Origin of the sequence: Novosphingobium kalidii (assembly GCF_040534015.1) — a bacterium.
Taxonomy (GTDB): Bacteria; Pseudomonadota; Alphaproteobacteria; order Sphingomonadales; family Sphingomonadaceae; genus Novosphingobium; species Novosphingobium kalidii.
The window spans coordinates 245,937-266,943 of the sequence record NZ_JBEWLY010000013.1; the positions used below are offsets into that span (position 1 = coordinate 245,937).

General features: G+C 63.6%; 23 protein-coding genes. 12 read left to right on the plus strand and 11 right to left on the minus strand.

What is annotated here, in order from left to right; genetic code table 11:
• Window positions 1–13 precede the first annotated feature (13 nt).
• Window positions 14–583 (minus strand): hypothetical protein, encoded by a 570-nt coding sequence (locus tag ABVV53_RS07920; protein WP_353983849.1) that lies wholly within the window; start codon window positions 581–583, stop codon window positions 14–16.
• A gap of 138 nt (window positions 584–721) precedes the next feature.
• Here ABVV53_RS07920 and ABVV53_RS07925 point away from each other — a divergent pair, with 138 nt between their 5' ends.
• Window positions 722–1,390, plus strand: a complete 669-nt coding sequence (locus tag ABVV53_RS07925) for a glutathione S-transferase family protein (protein ID WP_353983850.1) — start codon at window positions 722–724, stop codon at window positions 1,388–1,390.
• 30 nt (window positions 1,391–1,420) lie between these two features.
• Here the strand turns inward: ABVV53_RS07925 and ABVV53_RS07930 are convergent, their stop codons facing one another.
• Entirely contained in the window at window positions 1,421–1,900 is a 480-nt protein-coding gene (locus ABVV53_RS07930) for a cupin domain-containing protein (protein WP_353983851.1), read from the minus strand.
• 54 nt (window positions 1,901–1,954) lie between these two features.
• On the opposite strand from ABVV53_RS07930, the gene dapE reads away from it, so the two are divergent.
• From dapE to ABVV53_RS07945, 3 genes are all read left to right on the plus strand, one after another.
• Complete coding sequence (gene dapE / locus ABVV53_RS07935) at window positions 1,955–3,100, plus strand: succinyl-diaminopimelate desuccinylase (protein ID WP_353983852.1); 1,146 nt, start codon at window positions 1,955–1,957, stop codon at window positions 3,098–3,100.
• A 140-nt stretch (window positions 3,101–3,240) separates the two neighbouring features.
• A complete protein-coding gene (locus ABVV53_RS07940) occupies window positions 3,241–4,806 on the plus strand; it encodes a DUF389 domain-containing protein (RefSeq protein WP_353983853.1) in 1,566 nt (521 codons plus the stop codon).
• An 88-nt stretch (window positions 4,807–4,894) separates the two neighbouring features.
• Complete coding sequence (locus tag ABVV53_RS07945) at window positions 4,895–6,196, plus strand: dicarboxylate/amino acid:cation symporter (protein ID WP_353983855.1); 1,302 nt, start codon at window positions 4,895–4,897, stop codon at window positions 6,194–6,196.
• Window positions 6,197–6,198: 2 nt separating this feature from the next.
• Here the strand turns inward: ABVV53_RS07945 and nth are convergent, their stop codons facing one another.
• Together nth and dapB are read right to left on the minus strand one after the other, a co-directional pair.
• A complete protein-coding gene (gene nth, locus ABVV53_RS07950; protein ID WP_353983856.1) occupies window positions 6,199–6,858 on the minus strand; it encodes an endonuclease III in 660 nt (219 codons plus the stop codon).
• On the minus strand, window positions 6,855–7,595 hold the full coding sequence (gene dapB / locus ABVV53_RS07955; protein WP_353983857.1) for a 4-hydroxy-tetrahydrodipicolinate reductase: 741 nt from the start codon (window positions 7,593–7,595) through the stop codon (window positions 6,855–6,857). Before dapB ends, nth begins: the two co-directional genes overlap by 4 nt.
• A 35-nt stretch (window positions 7,596–7,630) precedes the next feature.
• Between dapB and ABVV53_RS07960 the strand changes: the two genes are divergently transcribed.
• On the plus strand, window positions 7,631–8,344 hold the full coding sequence (locus ABVV53_RS07960) for an NAD-dependent deacylase (RefSeq protein WP_353984205.1): 714 nt from the start codon (window positions 7,631–7,633) through the stop codon (window positions 8,342–8,344).
• Here ABVV53_RS07960 and ABVV53_RS07965 read toward each other — a convergent pair.
• The 3 genes from ABVV53_RS07965 to ABVV53_RS07975 are packed head-to-tail and all read right to left on the minus strand — an operon-like array spanning window position 8,341 to window position 9,978.
• A complete protein-coding gene (locus ABVV53_RS07965; protein ID WP_353984206.1) occupies window positions 8,341–8,760 on the minus strand; it encodes a DUF1810 domain-containing protein in 420 nt (139 codons plus the stop codon). The two genes, ABVV53_RS07960 and ABVV53_RS07965, sit on opposite strands and share 4 nt — an antisense overlap.
• 2 nt (window positions 8,761–8,762) lie before the next feature.
• A complete protein-coding gene (locus ABVV53_RS07970) occupies window positions 8,763–9,542 on the minus strand; it encodes a HesA/MoeB/ThiF family protein (protein ID WP_353983858.1) in 780 nt (259 codons plus the stop codon).
• A 10-nt stretch (window positions 9,543–9,552) separates the two neighbouring features.
• Window positions 9,553–9,978, minus strand: a complete 426-nt coding sequence (locus ABVV53_RS07975) for a DUF983 domain-containing protein (RefSeq protein ID WP_353983859.1) — start codon at window positions 9,976–9,978, stop codon at window positions 9,553–9,555.
• Between the two features lie 139 nt (window positions 9,979–10,117).
• On the opposite strand from ABVV53_RS07975, the gene ABVV53_RS07980 reads away from it, so the two are divergent.
• A complete protein-coding gene (locus ABVV53_RS07980; RefSeq protein ID WP_353983860.1) occupies window positions 10,118–10,480 on the plus strand; it encodes a hypothetical protein in 363 nt (120 codons plus the stop codon).
• A 70-nt stretch (window positions 10,481–10,550) separates the two neighbouring features.
• Here the strand turns inward: ABVV53_RS07980 and dnaA are convergent, their stop codons facing one another.
• The 3 genes from dnaA to mutM form a co-directional block, all read right to left on the minus strand.
• Window positions 10,551–11,981, minus strand: coding sequence for a chromosomal replication initiator protein DnaA (gene dnaA, locus ABVV53_RS07985; RefSeq protein ID WP_353984207.1), 1,431 nt, complete (start codon window positions 11,979–11,981; stop codon window positions 10,551–10,553).
• 510 nt (window positions 11,982–12,491) lie between these two features.
• Window positions 12,492–12,752 (minus strand): 30S ribosomal protein S20, encoded by a 261-nt coding sequence (gene rpsT / locus ABVV53_RS07990; protein WP_353983861.1) that lies wholly within the window; start codon window positions 12,750–12,752, stop codon window positions 12,492–12,494.
• 146 nt (window positions 12,753–12,898) lie between these two features.
• Window positions 12,899–13,711 carry a bifunctional DNA-formamidopyrimidine glycosylase/DNA-(apurinic or apyrimidinic site) lyase gene (gene mutM / locus ABVV53_RS07995; RefSeq protein ID WP_353984208.1) on the minus strand — a complete coding sequence of 271 codons (813 nt, stop codon included), beginning with the start codon at window positions 13,709–13,711 and terminating at the stop codon, window positions 12,899–12,901.
• A 129-nt stretch (window positions 13,712–13,840) separates the two neighbouring features.
• Here mutM and ABVV53_RS08000 point away from each other — a divergent pair, with 129 nt between their 5' ends.
• From ABVV53_RS08000 to dut, 5 genes are all read left to right on the plus strand, one after another.
• Window positions 13,841–14,572 (plus strand): class I SAM-dependent methyltransferase, encoded by a 732-nt coding sequence (locus tag ABVV53_RS08000; RefSeq protein WP_353983862.1) that lies wholly within the window; start codon window positions 13,841–13,843, stop codon window positions 14,570–14,572.
• 25 nt (window positions 14,573–14,597) lie between these two features.
• Window positions 14,598–16,166: a 2-polyprenylphenol 6-hydroxylase gene (gene ubiB / locus ABVV53_RS08005; RefSeq protein WP_353983863.1), complete on the plus strand. Its 1,569-nt coding sequence runs from the start codon at window positions 14,598–14,600 to the stop codon at window positions 16,164–16,166.
• Between the two features lie 101 nt (window positions 16,167–16,267).
• Complete coding sequence (locus ABVV53_RS08010) at window positions 16,268–17,344, plus strand: hypothetical protein (RefSeq protein WP_353983864.1); 1,077 nt, start codon at window positions 16,268–16,270, stop codon at window positions 17,342–17,344.
• 26 nt (window positions 17,345–17,370) lie between these two features.
• Window positions 17,371–18,903 carry a bifunctional phosphopantothenoylcysteine decarboxylase/phosphopantothenate synthase gene (locus ABVV53_RS08015; RefSeq protein ID WP_353983865.1) on the plus strand — a complete coding sequence of 511 codons (1,533 nt, stop codon included), beginning with the start codon at window positions 17,371–17,373 and terminating at the stop codon, window positions 18,901–18,903.
• Window positions 18,887–19,357 (plus strand): dUTP diphosphatase, encoded by a 471-nt coding sequence (gene dut / locus ABVV53_RS08020; protein WP_353983866.1) that lies wholly within the window; start codon window positions 18,887–18,889, stop codon window positions 19,355–19,357. Before ABVV53_RS08015 ends, dut begins: the two co-directional genes overlap by 17 nt.
• A gap of 89 nt (window positions 19,358–19,446) precedes the next feature.
• Here dut and ABVV53_RS08025 read toward each other — a convergent pair whose 3' ends face one another.
• Window positions 19,447–20,139: a DUF4136 domain-containing protein gene (locus ABVV53_RS08025; RefSeq protein ID WP_353983867.1), complete on the minus strand. Its 693-nt coding sequence runs from the start codon at window positions 20,137–20,139 to the stop codon at window positions 19,447–19,449.
• 204 nt (window positions 20,140–20,343) lie between these two features.
• Between ABVV53_RS08025 and ABVV53_RS08030 the strand changes: the two genes are divergently transcribed.
• A complete protein-coding gene (locus ABVV53_RS08030; protein WP_353983868.1) occupies window positions 20,344–20,997 on the plus strand; it encodes an MOSC domain-containing protein in 654 nt (217 codons plus the stop codon).
• Window positions 20,998–21,007: the final 10 nt, after the last annotated feature.

A 21,007-nucleotide genomic window follows, 5' to 3' on the forward strand; every position in this document is an offset into this window, starting at 1 on the left:
GACCAGCAGAGAATCACGCGTCTTTCAGATCGGCTGAATCGATGTGCCAGCGCAGTTGCTCCGGCGTTGCGCCTTCCACATCATTTACGTGCCGAAGGATCACTTCACCTGCCAGGCGGAATGGATCGCCCGAACTGGTCGTACCCGTGATCGTCACCGGCGCTGAGTAGTAAAGAGAGCCTGCCGCGCCCTCGATCGTGCCGGCGTTGACCTGCACATTCATGGTGCGATAGCGCTGCCACCACCGCGCGTAAGCATCTCGTGAGGCTGGGGGATTTCGAAATTGATCCCAAGCAGCGCCGAATTGATGATTTTCCAAGGCCCGAGCCCATGCGGCAATCACCGCCCGAGCGCCCGGCGCACCCTTTGCAGCTTCCGCTGAGAGTTGCTCTGGCACAGCGACAGCATTCTGCGCTGCCGAAGACGACTGCCCGGAGGCTGAAGCGGAGGGCGCTAGGCGCGCGGCCGGGGTCATGCCGGAAGTCGTGGGGCTTTCCTGATGGGCCGTCTCTGTCTGTGCGGGACCGCTGCAGCCGATGAGCGCAGCGGAGGCGGCGGTGACGGTCAGAATCGCTTTGATCATAGTGGATCGCTCCCTGTCCTGACCAACTCGCGCGGGGAAGGTGAGGTTGCGTGTGCATCCGTTCGCGCCGTCCGGCGTTCAGTATCGACACCGCAAGAATGAACCGATAGCTGAACAGGAGAGGGAGGGGCGCCGCCCATGAAGCTGATCATCGGCAATAAGAACTATTCGAGCTGGAGCCTTCGCGCCTGGCTTGCCTGCAAGCAGTCGGGTCTGAGCTTCCAGGAGCTGACGGTGCCGATTCTGGGCGAGGACTGGGAGCAGCAAAAGCGCGACTCGGAAGAGCTCGCACCCTCATCGGGCAAAGTGCCGGTCTTGTGGGATGGCGACGCGGTCGTCTGGGACAGTCTCGCCATCATCGAGTACCTGGCCGACAAGGTCGGGCGCGACAGGTTCTGGCCGAAGGAAGACGCCGCTCGGGCCATGGCCCGCTCAATGGTTGCCGAAATGCACTCGAGCTATCTGCCGCTGCGTCGCTCCTGTCCGATGAACGTGCGAGCCCGGACGCGAGGCGCCAGCCTCTCCCCTGAGGTTCGCGACGACATCGTACGGATTCTAACTCTGTGGGCTGAGGCACGCGCTCGCTTCGGGCAAGGTGGGCCGTTTCTGTTCGGCACATTCTGCGCTGCCGACTTGATCTACGCCCCTGTCGTGAGTCGTTTCCTGACTTACGGCATCCCGATGCCGGGCTTCGCGCAATCCTATGTCGAGGCCGTCTGGGAACATGAGTGGATGCGCCAGTGGTTCGCCGCTGCGGAGAGGGAGGACTGGGTGATCGAGCAGTTCGAGGTGCCGGTCACGCAATGAGCCGGTAGTCCGATGAGCCAGCGAGGCAGGTCAGCGTAGCAATTCAGTGGGGTAAGCCGTGCCATCCTTGCGGAAATATCTGTCGGCATTGAAGACCATGTCGATGTCAGCATAACCGCCGGAGCCTTGGCTGTTGCCGGCGCTCACCGCGAGAAAGCTGCACGGCTCCTCGCTCTCATTTACGATATGATGGGCGATCCCGTCCCCGCTGGCCCACGAACAGATGTCGCCCGGATTCAGCGGGGTGCGCTTCGGCTCCTCTCCCGCCGGGCCTTCCACAAGCACTGCGCAGCCGGTGAGCACGACGACCAGTTCATCCTCATCGTCGTGCCAGTGGCGCTGGCTATACCAGGCGCCAGGTTCGAGCACGACGTGACTGGCTCCCATGTGCGTCAGGCCCACGATGGGGCCGAGGCGCCGCCACCAGCGTCCGGCTACGGCTTCGTCGTAAGGGGAGGGATAGCCGGTACGGTTCGCCTGTTGAATCTCGTCGACGTCGAGCTTGGGCATACAATCACTCGCGCTTGTGTCGTATCGCAAGCGTGCATATGCGATAGCGCCAAGATGAGCCAGTCCGCTATCCTTTCGCCGAGCGTTGCCAAGATGGCAGAAGCGCTGATTGCCTGCCCCAGCGTAACGCCTGCCGCTGGCGCGGTGTTCGACTGCTTGGAAGCGCAGTTCGCGCCGCTCGGCTTTGAGGTCATCCGCTTCACCACAGGCGCGGCGCCTGATGGTCCGGTAGAGAATCTGCTAGCGGTCCGCCGAGGCCCGGAAGGTTCACGCCATTTCGCATTCGCCGGCCATGTGGACGTCGTCCCGCCGGGCGAGGGGTGGACGAGCGCGCCTTTCTCACCGGAGATCCGGGGCGAGTTGCTTTACGGTCGTGGTGCAGTGGACATGAAGGGGGCGATCGCGGCCATGGTCGGCGCTGTCCGCAAGATTCCGGCGGATGCGGGTACGATCAGCTTCGTAATAACGGGCGACGAGGAAGGCCCCGCGCGGTTCGGAACCCTCGCGCTGATCGACAAGATGCGTGAAGTCGACGCCATTCCCGACTTGTGCCTGGTGGGGGAGCCGACGTCGGTCAACCGGCTGGGCGACGTGGCCAAGATTGGGCGGCGCGGTTCGGTGAACATCTTCCTCGATGTCGAGGGGGTACAGGGCCACGTCGCTTATCCGCACCTCGCGGACAATCCGATTACCCGCTTGGTGGCGTTGCTGGCCGAACTCAAGGCCATGCCGCTCGACGAGGGCACGGATTGGTTCCAGGCCTCGAACCTGGAAGTCACCGACCTCACTGTCGGCAACCCGGCTCACAACGTCATCCCGGCCAAGGCGAGCGCGCGCATTTCGATCCGGTTCAACGATTGTCACACAGGAGCGGGGCTGGCCGACCGCGTGGCCGAAGTGGCTCAACGTCATGGTGCAACCGCTCGGCCGCTGATTTCGGGCGAAGCTTTCCTGACTCCGCCGGGCGCGTTCTCTGACATGGTGAGCGCCGCCATAGAGGACGAGCTGGGCTTCAGGCCGGAGCTTTCCACCAGCGGAGGCACCTCCGACGCGCGGTTTCTCAAGGACCTCTCGCCGGTGATAGAGTTCGGCTTGTGCAACGCGACGATGCACAAGCGGGACGAGGCTGTGGCGCTTGCCGATCTGGAGGCGCTTGCTCGCATATACCGCCGGATCGCGCAGGCGGCGCTGGCACGCTAGGGGAAGGGAGTGGCTCCCCCGCCTGCGAGCGTCATACGGAGCAGGTTGGATCACGGCAAAGACCCGGTTAAGTGTGCTGCGCTAGGCCGTTTGCGCCTGTCGATTTGAAGGAAATGCCGCCGCTGCGGCCAGGAGGCCGAATGGCGCATGTGCTACAAACGGAGGGGCTTGCCTCGGCGGTGCACGATCGTCTGGATGATGTCCCGCTCTATCGGTGGTGGCGTGAGCACATCGTGGGGAGCGTCGATCATGGCCGGGTGATCGAAAAGATCGTCGACGAGAGCGGGTGGTCGCCTCGATACCTGTTCATGACGATGATGTCGGCCGGGATTGCTGTGCTCGGCCTGCTGCTTTCCTCGCCAGCGGTGGTGATTGGCGCCATGCTCATCTCGCCGCTGATGAGCCCGATCCTGGGGCTTGGTTTCAGCTTGGCGCTATTCGACTTCGCCGAGATGCGCCGGGCGATGATCGCGCTAGCGGCAGGATCGGCCTGCGCGGTGCTGTTTACCGGGCTGATCGTCGCGTTTTCGCCACTGCAGGCGCCCACCACTGAAATCATCGCGCGGACGCGGCCGAACTTATTCGACCTGCTCGTCGCGCTCTTCGCTGCCCTGGCAGGCACCTTTGCGATTATCCGCGGCCGCGGCGAGACGATCGTCGGCGTTGCCATCGCCACTGCTTTGATGCCGCCGCTCGCCGTCGTCGGTTATGGTCTGGCCACATGGAACATGCCGGTTCTGGCGGGTGCCTCTGCGCTTTACGTGACGAACTTCGTCACCATCGCGCTTTCGGCCACCGTGATGGCGCGGTTCTATGGTTTCGGCCATTTCCTCTCGAGCCAGCAGAGTTGGATGCAAACAGTGGTGCTCCTTCTGGTTTTTGCGGGAATGGCGATTCCGCTCGGCTTGTCGCTCAAGCAGATCGCCAGCGAAGCGCTGACCGTCTCCCAGGTGCGCTCCTTCTTGTCCGAACAGTTCGGCGCGGAGGCTCGCGTTACCCAGCTTGACGCCAACTTCGATGCAAGCCCGGTCCGCTTCCGCGCGGTGGTCATCACGCCGCGTACCCGCATGCAGCGCTCTGCCGCCCTGCAGGAGGAGCTTGAGCAGCGCGTCGGAAAGCCGCTGCGGCTGCAGATCGATCAGGTGCTGCTGCAACCGGGCGCGGGGGCGCTTGATGCGCAGCGTGAGGAACTACGGCAGGCCGCCGATGCATTGAGCGGTCAGAACGCACGGGTGGCGGCCCTCGCCAGGGTGCTTGCGCTGGCGGCAGGCGTAGCGCCGGAGATGGTGACGGTCGACCGGGACCATCGGCGTGCCACAGTCGTTGCTGCACCGCTTCCTGGCGCCACGCTGGAAACGTATCGTGCCCTGGAAGAGCGGGCGCAATCCGATACCCCGGGATGGAGTATAGCCATCATTCCACCCCAAGGCCCTTTCCCAACGATCACGTTTGCAGACGGCGAAGACACTCTTCAAGGCGCCACGCGGGAGGCCGTGCTGACCACCGTTTGGGCCGCGCGGCGCTGGAATATCGGCGCCCTGGCGGTGCCTGGTCTCGTGGAGCCCACACCGGAGCGCCCGTTGCTCGCGCAGCGGCGTGCTGCGGCCATTGCCACGCTATTGCGCGAACAGGGGCTTGAGGCCGTTGCAGCACCGCCCGAAGGACAATCCTTCCGCCTTGCCGCACCACAGGCCGAAAGCTCATGAACGCCACGCAACTGCGGGCTTGCGCCCAAAGCCTGCGCTTGCTTCCCTTGTGCCTCATTTACATACACACCGAAGGACACCCAGCTGCATGAATGACGTCACCGCTGCCGAGCAGCCCGTGGGCGAGGCGCAGTCGGGTGCGCTGCAGTGGCGGATACTGATCGGGTTCGTTGGCGGCCTTGTCGCCGGCCTGCTGGTCTATACCTTCGCGGCCGGTGCTCCGTGGGTTGCAACTGTGGTCACTTACGTCACCGGGCCGATCGGGCAGGTATTCCTGCGCCTGCTGTTCATGCTGGTGTTGCCGCTGCTGTTCTCTGCGTTGGTGATCGGCATTGCCGAGATGGGCGAGATCAGAGCGCTGCGTCGCATGGGACTTGCGACGCTGGTCTATACGGTGATCGTGACCGGCATCGCGGTTGCGCTCTCGCTGACGCTCGTGAACCTGCTGCGTCCGGGAGCTGGCGTCGATCGCGATGCAGCGCAGGCTCTCCTGGAGCAGGGCGGCCAGGCGGCAGCCGGGATCGTCGCCAGTTCCCAGGAGTCTGCCAGCGGCGTTGATGCGGTGCTGGGTCTGGTGCCGACGAACATCGTTTCGGCGATGAGCCAGAACGACATCCTGGCGGTCATGTTCTTCGCGCTGTTCTTCGGGATCGGTCTGCTGCTGGTGCAAACGCCGCGCTCCCTCACTCTCAAGGACTCGATCGAAGGTATCTTCGAAGTTGCGATGAAGCTGATCGGCATCGTCATCCAGCTCGCGCCGATCGCGATCTTCTGTTTCATGTTCAACTTGTCCGCGCAGTTCGGCTGGGACTTGCTGTTCAAGCTGGCGGCTTACGTGGGCGTGGTCCTGCTCGCGCTCGGGCTCCAGATGTTTGGCGTGTTCTCGGCGCTGCTGGCGTTCGTCGCCAAGCGGAACCCGGTCACCTTCTTCCGTCAGACGCGCGAAGCGAGCCTCATGGCCTTCTCGACAGCCAGTTCCAACGCGACGCTGCCCACGGCGCTGCGCGTTGCCGACACGGAGCTGAAGCTGCCGCCCAAGGTCGCCCGCTTCGTGCTTACGATCGGCGCGACTGCCAACCAGAACGGCACCGCCATGTTCGAAGGCGTGACAGTGCTGTTCCTGGCGCAGTTCTTCGGTGTCGATCTCGATCTGGGGCAGCAGTTCTTCGTTATGCTGGTGTGCATCCTGGCGGGCGTGGGTACAGCAGGCGTACCGGCGGGATCGCTTCCGGTAATCGCGCTGATCCTCGGCAGCGTGGGCGTGCCGCCGGAAGGTATCGGCTTGATCCTGGGCGTGGATCGCTTCCTCGACATGTGCCGCACCACGCTCAACGTCATCGGCGATATCGTCGCCGCCACGGTGATCTCAGCTGTGGTTGGCGAGGGCTAGGCTCAGGAGAGCGCTTTCCGGCCCGGCTTCTCCAGCACCTTCGCTTTGTAGGCGCACAAGTCCACCACAGGGCAGCGCCAGCACTCAGGCGTCCGCGCCTTGCAGATGTAGCGGCCGTGCAGGATCAGCCAGTGGTGCGCTCCGACGCGAAAGGGGCCGGGCACTTTCTTCTCCAGCCCAAGCTCGACAGCGAGCGGGGTCTTTCCCTTGGCAAGGCCCGTGTGATTGCAGACGCGGAAGATATGGGTGTCCACCGCAAAGGTCTCCGCGCCATGCGCCGAGTTCAACACGACGTTGGCGGTCTTGCGGCCCACTCCCGGCAGCGCGGTGAGGGAGTCGCGGTCAGCGGGTACTTCGCCGCCGTAGTCCCGCTCGAGTATCTCGGACAGCCCGATGACGTTCTTCGCCTTCGAGTTGAAGAGACCAATGGTCTTGATGTGCTGCTTCAAATCCTCTTCGCCCAGCGCGATCATCTGCGCGGGGGTTTTCACGTCGCGGAACAGCGCGCGTGTCGCCTTGTTGACGCCCACGTCGGTCGACTGCGCCGATAACACCACCGCAACGAGGAGCTGATAGACGTTGCCGTATTCCAGCTCCGTCTCCGGATCCGGGTTCAGCTCGGCAAGGCGACGGAAGAACTCGAAGATGTCGGCCTTTTTCAAAGACCCAGCACCTCCGGCATGGTGTAGCGGCCAGCGCTTTGGCTCGCGAGCCATTCGCATGCGCGCACGGCCCCCTTGGCGAAGATGCTGCGATCTTCGGCTAGGTGAGAAAGCGTGAGGCGCTCGTGCGCGCCGAGGAACAGGACCGAGTGGTCGCCCGCCACAGTGCCGCCTCGCAGCGCTGCAAAGCCGATGGTGCCGGTGCCGCGCTTGCCGGTCATGCCGTCACGTCCGCGTTCAGCATCGGTCGCAAGGTCGATGCTGCGCGCCTCGGCCGCCGCTTCGCCCAGGAGCAGGGCAGTGCCCGACGGCGCGTCCACCTTCATCCGGTGGTGCGTCTCCACGATCTCGATGTCCCAATCCTCGCCCAAGCGGCTGGCGGCTTCCTTTACGAGGTGGGCAAGAAGCGTGACGCCCAGCGATGTATTGCCGGTTTGGAGTACCGGTATCGTTTCCGCCGCGTGATCGATCAGGAAGTGGTGGCGCTCCTCAAGGCCTGTGGTGCCGATAACGACAGGCACGCCGGCCGTGGTCGCCGCATCGAGATTGCCTTCCAGCGCTGCCTGAGAGGAGAAGTCCACTAGAACGTCGCTTTGCGCTGCCAGCGCGGCGACGTCTCCATCCTTGTCGATCCCGCCGGCAAGCACGTGCCCAGCCTCACTGATGGCGGCGGCGATCGCCTGTCCCATGCGTCCAGCGCTGCCAATGATACCGATTCTGGTAGCCGAACTTGTCATTGCATGATCCCCTTTGGCGGTGTCTCATGGCGGCGATGAAGAACATCCGCAACATCGTCATCCTTACCGGAGCCGGGGTGAGCGCCGAGAGCGGCATCGACACCTTCCGCTCCGAAGGCGGCCTGTGGGAGCAGCACCGCGTGGAGGACGTGGCGACACCTGAAGCCTTTGCGCGTGACCCCGACCTGGTGCTGCGCTTCTACGACATGCGGCGGGAGGCGATCCAGACCAAGGAGCCGAATGCAGCGCACCATGCCCTCGCGCGGCTCGACACCGAGTGGGACGGCGATCTGCTGATCGTGACGCAGAACGTGGATGACCTGCACGAGCGTGCGGGCGCCAGGCGTGTCCTGCACATGCACGGCGAGCACCTGCTGGCGTGGTGCACGGCGTGTGACGTACGTTCGCCGTGGGCCGAGCCGCTGCTTCACCGCCCGCCTTGCCCTGAGTGCGGTGAGGCGGCACTCAGGCCCGATGTCGTGTGGTTCGGTGAAATGCCTTACCAGATGGAGCGGATCTACGATGCGCTTCGTGCTGCCGATCTGTTCGTGTCGATCGGAACTTCGGGCGCTGTCTACCCCGCGGCGGGTTTCGTGCGGCAGGCTCGCGACCTTGGGGCAGCCACGCTGGAACTCAATCTGGAGCGCTCTCAAGGCACGCTCTGGTTTGATGAGGCGCGCCAAGGGGCGGCGACGAAGCTCGTCCCAGTCTGGGTTGACGAAATATTGGCTTCAGCTGCCCGCGGCTAGCGCTGGGCTGCCGATAGCAGTTCCAGGGTGCTGGGATCGCGGCTGCCGAACCAACGCTCGATCGTGGCTGCGAACGGCGCGCCGGCTGCGTCGAACAAGGTGAGCGAGGAGCGCAGCTTCGTCGCGTCAATAGAGCCGAACACGTGCTCGGCACTGGTGTCGCTCAGCGCGTTGAGCGCAGCAACGCATTCATGCAGACGAGCGCCCAGGATCGGATGCGCGAGGTACGCCCGTGCTTCGTCCAGGGATACAATCGCGTAGCGCTGCGCCATCCCGCTACGGCCCAGCCCGGCGATCTGGGGGAAGATGTACCACATCCAGTGGCTTCGCTTCGCGGCACGTCGGATCTCGGCAAGCGCCGTGGTGTAGCTTCCTTCCTGGGCATCGACGAAGCGGCTGAGGTCGTAAGTGCCCATCGTCAAGCTGGCTTGCTGCCGCCACAGCCGCTGCAGTCGGGGTCCTTGACGATCGAGATGGCGCGCAGCGAAGGCGCGAGGCCGTCGAGCAGGTGCAGCTTGCCGAACTGTGGATCGCCAAGCGCCGCTTGCCCTTGCAACAGCACGCGCATGGCCTGCATCGCGCCGAAAGTGCCCACCATTCCCGCCATTGCGCCCAGCACGCCGTCCGCCGCGCACGTATCGCAATCTTCGGCGTCGAACGCGTCGCCGACAAAGCAGCGGTAACAGGGCTGGTCGGGCAAGTGCCCGGCGAAACTCGCGACTTGGCCCTGAAAGCGGCCGATTGCAGCGCTTGTCAAAGGGACACGGGCTTCGACACAAGCGTCCGAGACGATCAGGCGAGTCGCAAAGTTGTCACAGCCGTCCAGTACAAGGGTGGCGCCGGAAAGGGCGTGCGCGACGTTTTCCTGATCGACCCGCTGGACCAGCGCGCGAACCTCCAGGCCAAGATCAAAGCGCTGCACCCATTCGGCTGCAACTTCCGCCTTCGAGCGGCCCACATCTGACGGCGCAAAAATCGTCTGACGCTGCAGGTTGCTGATATCGATCGTGTCGGAATCGATCAATGTCAGTCGTCCGATGCCGGCTGCGGCGAGATACTGGAGCGCCGGGCTACCGATCCCGCCGCACCCGACAAGCACGACATGCGCCTGGGCAAGCGCGACTTGTCCGGTTCCGCCCACTTCGGGCAGAACGATGTGCCGGGCGAACCGTGCGAGACGATCGGGCGCAAGGCTCATGAGGTCGGCTTCATTCGCTCGAAGTCGGGCCTGGCTCCGGCTGGCGCTCTTTCACGAAGCCGTGCAGCCCGTGCCACCACTGTGTCGCAATCACGGCACCCTTGGCCGGCTGCAACATGCCCAGCATCATAGCAACCGAAAGCGGAATAAGCAGCGCAAAGACGGCCAGCGGCGACCAGTCGTAGTCGAGCGGTAACGCGATCATCAACGGTGCAAGCACGTGGCCGGTGACGAGGATTGCGATGTAGGCAGGGAAGTCGTCCGCGCGGTGATCGGACCAGTCCTGTCCGCATGAAGCGCAAGCCTCCACTGACTTCAGCCACTTGCGAAACAGCCGTGCTTCGCCGCAGCGCGGACATTTGCACAAGGTCCCGCGCTGAGCTGCCTGCCAGTACGAAGCGGGCAGATTTGCGCTAGTGGATGAGAGGGGATTCATGCTCGCCCGCATAGAGCACCGCGATGCTGATGGAAAGCACGGTGCGGTGGCTCGGCGGCGCCACGAACCGGACTTCAGGAGCGGGAACGGCCACCTGCGCGTGGTGTTGTTCTTCCGAGACGCCGTTTTGGAGATACGCATGGACTACAGAAAATTCAGCATCGGCCTTGGCCTGTTCTCATTTGCGCTAGGCGCGGCTGAGCTCATGGGCTCTCGTCGGATTGCCGGCAAGCTCCACGCCCGCGGCAGCGAAGGCCTAATCCGCGGCTTTGGCGCGCGAGAAGTTCTGGCCGGTGCCGGCCTGCTTGCTGCTCCCTCGCGTCCCATTGCCGTATGGAACCGTGTTGCAGGCGATGCGATGGATCTGGCTGCGCTCGGTGCTGCAGCGAGGAAGTCGCCGCGCAGCCAGAATGTGTGGGGCGCCATCGCCTTTGTAGTGGGCGCCACCGCGCTGGATATCTTCGTGGCACGTGGGCTGAGCCGCGGTACGGCGAAAGCCTGATCGTCCGAGCTAAATGAACAAGACCGGGAAGCTGGTACCGGCCTTTAAGTAGTCAGACCCGTTGCGGGCCTCAGCTTTCGAGCTGCCGAAGCAGGCTGCGAACGTCGCCGTCCATATCGGCATCGCGGGTGCGCAGTTCCTCGATCAGGCGCACAGCGTGGATGACCGTGGAGTGATCACGCCCCCCGAACTTGCGACCGATCTCCGGGTAGGAGCGGGGCGTGAGCACTTTCGCGAGATACATGGCGACCTGGCGGGGGCGCACGACGGCGCGCGCGCGACGCTTCGAGCTCATCTCGGTCTTGTCGATGCGGTAAAACTGGCAGACCGTGCGTTGGATCTCGTCGATCGTGATCCGGCGGCGGTTGGCTGAAAGAATGTCGGTCAGCTGCTCTTCGGCGAGCTGGAGCGAAACCTGCTGCCCGGTAAGTTGCGCATAAGCGATCAGTTTGTTGAGGCCCCCCACGAGCTCACGCACGTTGCGGTTGATCGTCCGGGCCAGGAACTCGATGACATCGGCAGGAACCTGAACCGCCGCGAAGCGAGTGAGGCGGCTTTCGAGGATCGAGCGGCGCAGTTCGATATCGGCAGCCTGGATGTCAGCGACGAGACCCATGGACAAACGCGACAGGAGGCGCGGCTCGACGCCGTCGAGGGCCTGGGGAGCCCGGTCAGCGGCGAAGACGAGGCGCTTGCCTTCCTGCAGCAGCGCGTCGATCGTGTAGAGAAGCTCTTCCTGCGCGCTCGCTTTGCCGATGATGAACTGAATGTCGTCCACCAGCAGCAGATCGAAGCCGCGCAGGCGCGACTTGAATTCCATCATCTGGTTGTGCCGCAAGGCCTGCACAAACTCGACCATGAAGCGCTCTGCAGAGCAGTAGAAGATGCGCGCTTGCGGGTGGCTAGCGAGATACGCGTGGCCAATTGCGTGCAGGAGGTGGGTCTTGCCCTGGCCGGTAGCGCCCTTGAGATACAGGGGCGAAAACTGTGGCGTCTCCGGTGCTGCCATGCGCTGCGCGGCGTTGCAAGCAAGCACATTGCTGGTGCCGGTCACGAAGGATGCGAACGTCTGTGAGGCGTCGATTCCTGCCGCGCCCTGGCCCAAGGAAGCGAAAGCCTCCCCCTCAAGAGCCGCACTGAGCGAATCAGAAGCACCTTGCGCGGAATCGTTGGCGGGGCGGCGAGGGTTGCCGCCATTGCCCAGGCGTAGTTCCGGAAGCGGACGGCGACCAGGGTGCACCAAGATGCGCACGTGGCGCACGTCGGGACGCGCAATCTTCCAGGCCAGCGAGAGCCGATCGGCAAAGCGGTCAGCGACCCAGTTGGCCGAAAATTCGGTGGGCAGATAGAGATCGAGCGTGCCGGTCTCGCCGCAGTAGTTGCCTGGCTGGATCGGCTTGATCCATTGGCTGTGGACCTGCTGGCCGAGGTCCTTGCGCAGCCCCTGGCTGATGTCGGCCCAATCGGCCGCCAGGTTCAACGCTTCCTGATCCTCTTCCATTTCCACCCGCACTGCTTTCACTTTCCTGCCCGCGACCATTGCCGGCTGTAATGCTGAAGTTCCCGTCACCCCGACCGCCTCCTGCTTTCGAGTTGCCCGCATCCTGATTTCCGGCATCTCTCCGGCACTTTGCCGGGCATAACTCCGCCGTCGGTTGCAAACGATTATTTGCGACCCAGTTCTTGCACGCTATCGATTTCGACCCAGGCACGTTCCGCGACGGCCGTGGACCTTTCTAGGAAGGCATCAGCCGCCAAGGCAAGAGCGCGTCCCCAAATAAAAAAACTATTTGCAGTTGACAGCCGGGGCACTGACGCAAAACCTTAATAGTCAAATTAAGTATTCGTTTTCAAGTACTTGTCTTCGTTTGGGTCACGAATCGTAGCAATTCCGGGGGCTTGCGAAAATGCGCTTGTCGCATCCTCGACAGACACGAAAGAGGCCGGGAGTTTCCCCCCGGCCTTCGTTCTTGTTCCGTACTGTTTTCAGCTCAACGGGAGCCGAATCAAGTCACAGCGCAGCGACGCGCTTCGACAGGCGCGACATCTTGCGCGCTGCAGTGTTCTTATGAAGCACGCCACGGGCGACGCCACGTGCCAGCTCTGGCTGGGCGGCCTTGAGTGCTTCGGCTGCAGCGGTCTTGTCGCCGCCGGCGATCGCAGTCTCAACCTTCTTTACGAAGGTGCGGAGACGGCTCACGCGGTTGGTGTTGATCTCTGCGCGACGCTCATTGCGGCGGATGCGCTTGCGGGCTTGCGGCGTATTGGCCATGTCTGTCCTCGTACTGGCCGATCGCGGCCTTCGCTGTCGGTTGAAAGTTATGCTGGCGAGCGGACTCACCGGGAAGGGCGCCCCTTAGCGACATGCCCCTAAATCGTCAAGCATGTGCTGGTGTTCGCGCGTCTCTCTCGCGGCGTCTACGTCTGACACTTGCGGCACCAGAAGGTGCTGCGTCCACCTTGCACGAAGCGCTCTACCACGGAACCGCAGGCGCATGGATCACCTTCGCGGCCGTAAACCTGCCATGAGGCGGCGAAGTAGCCGAGTTCGCCTGAAGGCTGCGCATAATCGCGAATGGTCGAGCCACCTGCTGCTATCGATTCGGTGAGGACGTCTCGCACCGCCGGGACCAGTCGCTTGAGCGCGGGCAAGCTTACGCGCCCAGCTTCCTTGTCGGGCCGGATTCGCGAGCGATGCAGCGCTTCGCAGACATAGATGTTGCCCAGTCCGGCGACGATTCCCTGATCCAAAAGGAGTTGCTTCACAGGAGCGGTGCGCCGGGAAAACGCGCGCTGCAGGTGCATGGGGGTCAACTCTTCACCGAGCGGCTCGGGTCCCATTGCGGCGAGCGGCCCCCAGCTATCGAGCTTGTCCGTGGCCACAAGGTCCACCGAACCGAAGCGGCGCGCATCGTTGAGTGCAAGTACATGGCCTGACCCCGTCTCGAGCACGAGGTGGTCGTGCTTTTCAGCAGTGACCGGCTGAATCCGCCAGCGGCCGGACATGCCGAGATGAAAGACCATGGTGGAGCCGCGCTCGGTATGCACCAGCCCATACTTGGCGCGCCGTCCCAGCGTCGTGACGCGAGCTCCGGTAAGCGCTTGAACCAGATCGTCTGGGAATGGGCGTCGCAAGTCTGGGCGGTTCAGCGTGACGCGAGCGATCCGCTCACCCTCCAGATAGCGCGCAAGGCCGCGCACAGTGGTCTCGACTTCAGGAAGTTCAGGCATCGCGCCCGTATATAGGATGGCCTGCGCAAACCGCGAGATGAGGCGGTGATCGGCACTTGCCCTGAACCTTGGGGTCACTTCCGCGCTCTGGCCTTTGCGCTCCGGTCAAATCCCCGTAAGGCGGAGTGCATGAGCGATACCGTTTCCTTCGGCTATGAAGAGGTCAGCCCCGCGGAGAAGACTGAGCGAGTCGGCTCCGTGTTCTCCAACGTCGCGCGCAAGTACGACGTGATGAACGATGCGATGTCGGGCGGCATGCATCGATTATGGAAAGACCGCTTCGTACGGCGGGTAAAGCCGCGCGAGGGCGAAGCGATTCTCGACATGGCGGGGGGCACGGGCGACATCGCCTTCCGCCTGGCCGAGCGAGGGGCGCAGGTGACGGTGAGCGACATTAACCAGGACATGCTCGACGTGGGCGTGGAACGCGCCATGCAGCGCGGGATCGATGGCCTTGTGTGGTCGCGGCAGAATGCAGAGGAGCTTTCGTTCCCCGATCGCTTCTTCAATGCTTACACGATCGCGTTCGGGATCCGGAACGTGACGCATATCGATCAGGCGCTCTCCGAGGCCTTCCGCGTGCTGCGCTATGGCGGCCGCTTCTTCTGCCTTGAGTTTTCGACAGTGGAGTGGCCGGGCTTCAAGGAAGTCTATGACGCTTACTCACACCGCCTGGTGCCGAAGCTGGGTCAGGCCATCGCAGGCGACGCGGATTCCTATCGCTATCTGGTCGAATCGATCCGCAAGTTCCCCAAGATGACGGAGTTCGAGGCAATGATCCGCCAGGCCGGGTTCGTGCACACCAAGGTCGAGCCAATCATGGGCGGCCTCGTGGCGATCCACAGCGGCTGGAAGGCGTGACGGCTCCACAAGCGAGAGTCTGCGCGTGACGCGTCCTGCCACTCACATACTGCGCCTGCTTAAGTGGGGGCGCGTGCTTGCGCGGCATGGAGCGCTGCGCATCATCGAGGAAGGGCGCAACACGCCGTTGCCGGTGCGGCGGCTCTGCCGCATCGCGCGATTCGGGACGCGGCAGCCGCGCGTTCCCGATTACGCACGCGCTTTCCAGGAGATCGGCCCTGCGGCGATCAAGCTGGGGCAGACACTTGCCACTCGACCGGACATCGTCGGCGAGGAGGCGACACGCAATCTGCTGAGCCTGCAGGACAGTCTGCCGCCTCTGCCCTTCGAACTGGTTAAGCGGCAGATTGAGGACAGCTTCGGCGCGCCGCTTGAGGTGCTTTTCGCATCGTTTAATCCCCAGCCGATCGGGTCCGCCTCGATCGCGCAAGTCTATCGCGCCACGACGAACGAGGGCGCGACAGTCGCGGTCAAAGTGCTGCGCCCCGGCGTGCGCGAGCGTTTTTCGCGCGACATCGAAACATACGAGTGGGCCGCTGCGCACCTTGAGGCGCTTGGCGGCGAGGCATCTCGATTGCGCCCGCGCGCGGTCATTGCAAACCTCAAGCGCTGGACTTTGCGCGAACTCGATCTGCGCCGGGAAGCCGCATCAGCCTCTGAACTCGCCGAAGCGATGAAGGGGTACGAGGGATACCGCGTCCCGCACATCGACTGGGACCGCACCAACGGCCATGTGATGACGGTTGAGTGGATCGACGGCATCAAGATCAGCAACATGGCGGCGCTGCGTGCGGCCGGGATCGACATGCCGCGACTGGCCAGACGGCTTGTCTTGGCGTTTCTGACTCAGGCGATCAACGCCGGCTACTTCCACGCCGACATGCACCAGGGCAATCTCTTCGTGCAGCCCGATCCGCACGATCCCGCCGGGACGGTCGTCGCGATCGACTTCGGGATCATGGGCCGAATAGACCGTCAGGCGCGGCAATGGCTGGCGGAGATCCTCTATGGCCTCACCACCGGCAATTACCGCCGCGTGGCCGAGATCCACTTTGAGGCGCAGTATGTGCCCTCCTACCATTCACTCGAGGAGTTCGCGACGGCGTTGCGCGCGGTGGGCGAGCCGATGCGGGGGAAACCGGTCAGCGAACTCTCGGTTGGCCAGATGCTCGACGGCCTCTTTGCCATCACCCGCGACTTCGACATGCAGACCCAGCCGCACTTGCTGCTGCTGCAAAAGACGATGGTCATGGTCGAGGGGCTGGCGACGGCGCTCGATCCCGAGATCAACATGTGGGATGTCGCTGCGCCGTTCGTGCGCAACTGGATCCGCGACGAGTTGGGCCCCGAGGCTTTCATCGCCGACCGTCTGCGCACCGATCTCGATACGCTGCTGCGGCTGCCGGCACTGGTGCGGCGGATCGAGGAAAAGTACCCCGCAAAGGGCGGTGCGCCAGAGCAGGCACCCTTGCCGCGAGTCGACTTAATATGGGCTCGTAAACGCCGTTCTAACCATTGGAGTGGATATGCTGCCGCCGCGATCGGTGGAGGTGTGGCCGCATGGTTTCTGGCGCTATCGGGTTTGCTGGGCTGACAGCCCACACCACGCGGGATTCTGCGTGTGATGTAGCGCAAGTCAGTGCGCCCTGTTGGGACCGCTTTGCGAACTGGCCGCCACGCGCTGCGCGCCTTGGCTTGACAGCACTCCTGCTCCTGCTGATCGCGTCTGCTATCGTGCCGCTGAAGCGCCCGGTAGACCGCCCGAACGCCGCCATTTCCCAGAACGTGGGCGCGGCCTCAGCAGCTGTGCAGGATGATGAGGACATCGCACTTTACGAAGCCGTGATCCGCAAGATCGAGGCCGGTCAGCATTACTATGACTTCATTGCGGACGAGCATCGCCTGCGCCGCTTTCCAGTAACTCCGGGGTTTGCCGTGAGGCTGCCGAGCCTGGCCTATATCGAGGCTGGGCTGAACAAGCTTCATCTTGGCGTGCCAATGTCGATCGCCATCATGCTGGCGACGGTTGCCGCATGGTGGCGCCGCTTCAGTGAGGAGCCGGGTATCGGGCGCTTGCACCGGCTCGCGACGGCCATGGCGTTCGTAGGAGCGTCGCTTGCGGTCAACGCCCACTACTATGCCCTGCACGAGTTGTGGGCGGGCATGCTGCTTATGTTGTCTTTTGGTCTGCATCGCCCTGGTACGGCGGAACAGCCTGGGCGCTGGGGGGCTGCTCTCCTGTGCGCGGCCTTGGCGCTGTTCATTCGAGAGCATTCGCTGCCGTTCGTGCTGTTGATGGGAGCGATCGCCGGGTGGCGGCGGCAGTGGCAGGAAGCCGCTGCCTGGATCGCTCTGGTGGTCGCGTTCCTGGCCGCGCTTGCCCTACACCTGCATATTGTTTCCGGTTTAACCCTGCCGACCGACCCCCACGGGGAGAGCTGGCTCGCGTTCCGGGGGCTCTCGGGCTGGCTGGGCAACATCGTTCAGTCCGGCAACTTGCGCCTGCTTCCTCACTGGCTCGCCGGACCGCTGGCGGTGCTGACGATGTTGGGCTGGGCGGGCTGGCGCTCACCCGCCGGCACGTTCGCGTTCCTGATCTCGGTTGGGTATGGCTTTGCGTTCATGATCGCGGGCCGTTGGGATAACTTTTACTGGGGGGCGATGATCGCCCCGATGCTCACGGCCGGGCTGATCTTCGCGCCGCGCGCGCTTCGCTCGCTTGTGACAGCTGCAGGTCCTGGGGAGCAAGCGCGCAAGGCCATTGCGCGCTAACCGGCACTGTTGCAGAAGCGGGCGCGATGTCTGGCCCGCGCATCCTGCTCGTGGTGGGCGGCGGAATCGCCGCTTACAAGTCTTGCGAACTCGTCCGCATGATCCGCAAGGAAGGCGGCTCTGTGACGTGCGTGTTGACGGAGGGCGGCAGTCACTTCGTCACGCCGATGGCGCTTGCGGCCTTGTCCGAGAACCCCGTCTTCACCACGCTCTGGGATCTCAAGAACGAGACGGAGATGGGCCATATCCAGCTTTCGCGGCAAGCGGACCTTGTTGTCGTCTGTCCGGCAACCGCGGATCTCATGGCCAAAATGGCGGCGGGCATTGCGGACGATCTCGCGACGACGCTGCTGCTGGCAACTGACAAACCCGTGATGGCGGTGCCCGCGATGAACGTGCGGATGTGGCAGCATCCCGCGACGGTGCGAAACGTCCAGCTTCTGCGTCGATCCGGCGTCGACGTCATGCAACCCGAAGAAGGCGCCATGGCATGTGGTGAGTTCGGGCCTGGCCGCTTGCCCGAGCCGCTGGCTGTGTGGCAGCGCATCTCCTGGGCGCTGGGGCTGGAGCCGATGGAAGTGGCACCTCTGCCCGGAGAGGATCGCGCCGGGGTTCTGTCAGGCTTCACTGGCGCGCCTCCAGCCTTCACTTCGGCGGCAGAGGAGGGGAGTGATACTCTTGCCAACCTGTCCGGCTCGATGATCGCTCGCGGCGGCGAGCGCGCGAAGATGGTGATGGGGCCGGCCTCCGCGCATGAGCAGCCGCTCGCAGGTGCAGAGACAGAGCCATTGCTGCCCCGCAAGGGCGAAGCTCGCGCCGCTCCGCCGACGGATCCCGATGCACTGAACCAAACCGCCGGTCCTGCTCTCGGTAACCCGCTGAGCGGTCAACCGGACTTCGAGGATGCCGCGCATCGTCCGCTTTTCGGCCGACACGTGCTGGTGACGGCGGGGCCGACGCACGAACCGATCGATCCGGTGCGCTACATCGCAAATCGCTCTTCAGGAAAGCAGGGCTTTGCCATTGCTGCCGCCGCCGCTCGAGCGGGTGCGCGTGTCACGCTTGTTGCAGGGCCTGTCCACCTGGCAACGCCTCCCGGTGTCGACCGTGTCGACGTCGAGACCGCTAGAGAGATGGCGGAAGCAGTCAGGCAGGCGCTCCCGGCGGATGTGGCGATCATGGTGGCCGCCGTCGCAGACTGGCGCACGAGCACGGTTGCCGAAGAGAAGATGAAGAAGCGTGGCTCTGCGCCTCCTGCGCTGTTGCTGACAGAGAACCCGGATATCCTCGCGACCGTAGCCACCAGTACGCAGCGCCCGTCGCTGCTGATCGGTTTTGCTGCCGAGACTCAGGATGTGATCCGCCATGCGCAGGAAAAGCGGCTGCGCAAGCAAGCCGACTGGATCGTAGCCAATGACGTCTCGGGAGACGTCATGGGCGGAGACGCCAATGCCGTCCACATCGTGCGCGCTGACGATGTGGTGAGCCTGCCAGAGATGCCCAAGGAGGACGTCGCGCGCATCCTCGTCGAAAGGATTGCAGATGCACTCGCCCTCTAACGTGCCCGTACCCGTCAAGCGTCTTCCTCACTTCGAAGGGCTGGAACTGCCGGCCTACGCCACTGAGGGAGCTGCTGGCATGGACGTGCTCGCGGCGGAGGACGTCACGCTCGCGCCCGGCGCACGGCACCCGGTGGCAACCGGGTTGGCCTTCGCGATTCCGCACGGGTTCGAGATACAAGTGCGGCCGCGGTCGGGCCTGGCGCTGAAGCACGGGATTACCGTGCCAAACACGCCCGGCACGATCGATTCTGACTACCGTGGTGAGTTGAAGGTGATCCTGATCAATCACGGAGCCGAGGTGTTCGAGATCCGGCGCGGCGATCGCGTGGCGCAACTGGTGCTGGCTCCGGTAACGCGAGCATCATGGCTGAAGGTGGATGAGCTCGATCATACGGAACGAGGCGAGGGCGGATTTGGATCGACCGGCGGAGTGGTCTCGCTGGGGAATTGATCCTACGCGGCAGGTTGAAGTGCATAAAAAAAGGACGGGCTCGCTTCGCAGCGAACCCGTCCCTCGGTGCCTCCCCTGAGGGAGCTCGATTATCTTCTGGTCTTCTCTGGCGCGACGGTAATGCGTACGGTCTCTCCCGAGTTCCCGGGGAAGTTGGTGAACATGGCTTCTACCAGATTGGGCACCAGGTACTGGAGCTTGTTGGAGGTCGAAACTGCCTCTGCCTCACCTTCGAAAAGTCGCTGGCTATCTGCACGGCGATCGATCTTCAGCGAGACGCCACTGGTGTAGACCGTGTAGCTTTCGACGCCGTTGTCAAAGAACGGATCGTACCAGCCATAGCGCCACGGGCCACCGAAGCCGCCAAACCCTCCGAAGCGGCTATATCCACCCCATGGACCGTAGGGGCCATAGCCGTACCATGGGCTCCATGCCGGGTAAGCGCCCACTCCGGTGGAGCGGATGCGCTCGCGACCTTTGTCCACGCCATAATCGAAACGGACAAGAAGCTGCGCCTGTTCAGGATTCGCCACAGGAGTGTAACCCTGCTGCGCCAGTTTCGCCTCTACAAGGCGTGCGTAGTTGTTGAATTCGATGCCACCGGCCATGGATGGATCGTCCGCAACCACTGCAAATGTCTGGCCAGCCGGGGCTGGAAGTTGCGACTGGAATCGCGAAACCTCGGCGCGGAACGGCGAAGCGCAGGCGGCGAGTGTCGCCAGCATCATCACCACGGCCACGGCCCGCAAGCGGCCCAGGCCGTCTTTGGGGATTTTGGTCATGCTTTTGTTCTCCATGGGTCGAGCGACCCGAGACGCCTCTCCCGACGCGGCTCACCCAGACACTTCCCGTCGATTACATAAGTCCGGCTGAATACCGGTTGAATAGAGGCACTTATGCGGCAAAATGCACTCGGGGGCGTCCATGATCCTGTTGTGCACTCCCGCTCGCCTCTGCACTTTTGAATGTAGGAAACTCGATCTGCGATGACGACCCCGATTCTATCGATCAACTGCGGAAAGGCCGTGCCGTTCCGAGGCACCGAATCGAGCGCAATTGCAAAGCGGCCGGCAACCGACCCCGTGCACGTGGCTACGTTGGGTCTCGCGGGTGATGAGCAAGCGGACCTCTCCGTTCATGGCGGCCCGGAGAAGGCAATCCACCACTATCCCGCAGACCACTATGAGTGGTGGCGGCAAGCCGTCGGTCACCACCCGTTGTTGAGCGCGCCTGGCGGATTTGGCGAAAACATCTCCACGCATGGGCTGACCGAGGACGCGGTCTGCATCGGCGACAAGTGGCGCCTGGGCTCGGCGCTCGTCGAAGTCACTCAGGGCCGGCAGCCCTGCTGGAAGCTTGATCACCGTTTCGATGGCGCCGCGGTGATGAAGTCGATGATAAGGTCGCGACGCTCCGGGTGGTACTACCGAGTGCTTGAGGAAGGCGAGGTTGCCGCGGGCGATGTGATGCAACTTGTTGATCGCCCCTTTGCGGATTGGAGCGTCGCACGCGTGTTCGGCCTCCTCATCGCGGGCGACCACAAGCAGGATCCCCAAGGTCTCGACGCGCTTGCCGCGGTGAGCGCCCTGTCAGGCGCGTGGATCAGGCGCCGTGCTGCACTTGTGGGCCCATCCGGCTGACCGGGTGTCT

Excerpts from the sequence above, each read along its gene's own strand:
- ABVV53_RS07920 (WP_353983849.1), bottom strand. The coding sequence starts at position 583 with ATGATCAAAGCGATTCTGACCGTCACCGCCGCCTCCGCTGCGCTCATC.
- ABVV53_RS07925 (WP_353983850.1), top strand. The coding sequence starts at position 722 with ATGAAGCTGATCATCGGCAATAAGAACTATTCGAGCTGGAGCCTTCGC.
- ABVV53_RS07930 (WP_353983851.1), bottom strand. The coding sequence starts at position 1,900 with ATGCCCAAGCTCGACGTCGACGAGATTCAACAGGCGAACCGTACCGGC.
- dapE (WP_353983852.1), top strand. The coding sequence starts at position 1,955 with ATGAGCCAGTCCGCTATCCTTTCGCCGAGCGTTGCCAAGATGGCAGAA.
- ABVV53_RS07940 (WP_353983853.1), top strand. The coding sequence starts at position 3,241 with ATGGCGCATGTGCTACAAACGGAGGGGCTTGCCTCGGCGGTGCACGAT.
- ABVV53_RS07945 (WP_353983855.1), top strand. The coding sequence starts at position 4,895 with ATGAATGACGTCACCGCTGCCGAGCAGCCCGTGGGCGAGGCGCAGTCG.
- dapB (WP_353983857.1), bottom strand. The coding sequence starts at position 7,595 with ATGACAAGTTCGGCTACCAGAATCGGTATCATTGGCAGCGCTGGACGC.
- ABVV53_RS07960 (WP_353984205.1), top strand. The coding sequence starts at position 7,631 with ATGAAGAACATCCGCAACATCGTCATCCTTACCGGAGCCGGGGTGAGC.
- ABVV53_RS07965 (WP_353984206.1), bottom strand. The coding sequence starts at position 8,760 with ATGGGCACTTACGACCTCAGCCGCTTCGTCGATGCCCAGGAAGGAAGC.
- ABVV53_RS07970 (WP_353983858.1), bottom strand. The coding sequence starts at position 9,542 with ATGAGCCTTGCGCCCGATCGTCTCGCACGGTTCGCCCGGCACATCGTT.
- ABVV53_RS07975 (WP_353983859.1), bottom strand. The coding sequence starts at position 9,978 with ATGAATCCCCTCTCATCCACTAGCGCAAATCTGCCCGCTTCGTACTGG.
- ABVV53_RS07980 (WP_353983860.1), top strand. The coding sequence starts at position 10,118 with ATGGACTACAGAAAATTCAGCATCGGCCTTGGCCTGTTCTCATTTGCG.
- dnaA (WP_353984207.1), bottom strand. The coding sequence starts at position 11,981 with ATGGAAGAGGATCAGGAAGCGTTGAACCTGGCGGCCGATTGGGCCGAC.
- rpsT (WP_353983861.1), bottom strand. The coding sequence starts at position 12,752 with ATGGCCAATACGCCGCAAGCCCGCAAGCGCATCCGCCGCAATGAGCGT.
- mutM (WP_353984208.1), bottom strand. The coding sequence starts at position 13,711 with ATGCCTGAACTTCCTGAAGTCGAGACCACTGTGCGCGGCCTTGCGCGC.
- ABVV53_RS08000 (WP_353983862.1), top strand. The coding sequence starts at position 13,841 with ATGAGCGATACCGTTTCCTTCGGCTATGAAGAGGTCAGCCCCGCGGAG.
- ABVV53_RS08015 (WP_353983865.1), top strand. The coding sequence starts at position 17,371 with ATGTCTGGCCCGCGCATCCTGCTCGTGGTGGGCGGCGGAATCGCCGCT.
- dut (WP_353983866.1), top strand. The coding sequence starts at position 18,887 with ATGCACTCGCCCTCTAACGTGCCCGTACCCGTCAAGCGTCTTCCTCAC.
- ABVV53_RS08025 (WP_353983867.1), bottom strand. The coding sequence starts at position 20,139 with ATGACCAAAATCCCCAAAGACGGCCTGGGCCGCTTGCGGGCCGTGGCC.
- ABVV53_RS08030 (WP_353983868.1), top strand. The coding sequence starts at position 20,344 with ATGACGACCCCGATTCTATCGATCAACTGCGGAAAGGCCGTGCCGTTC.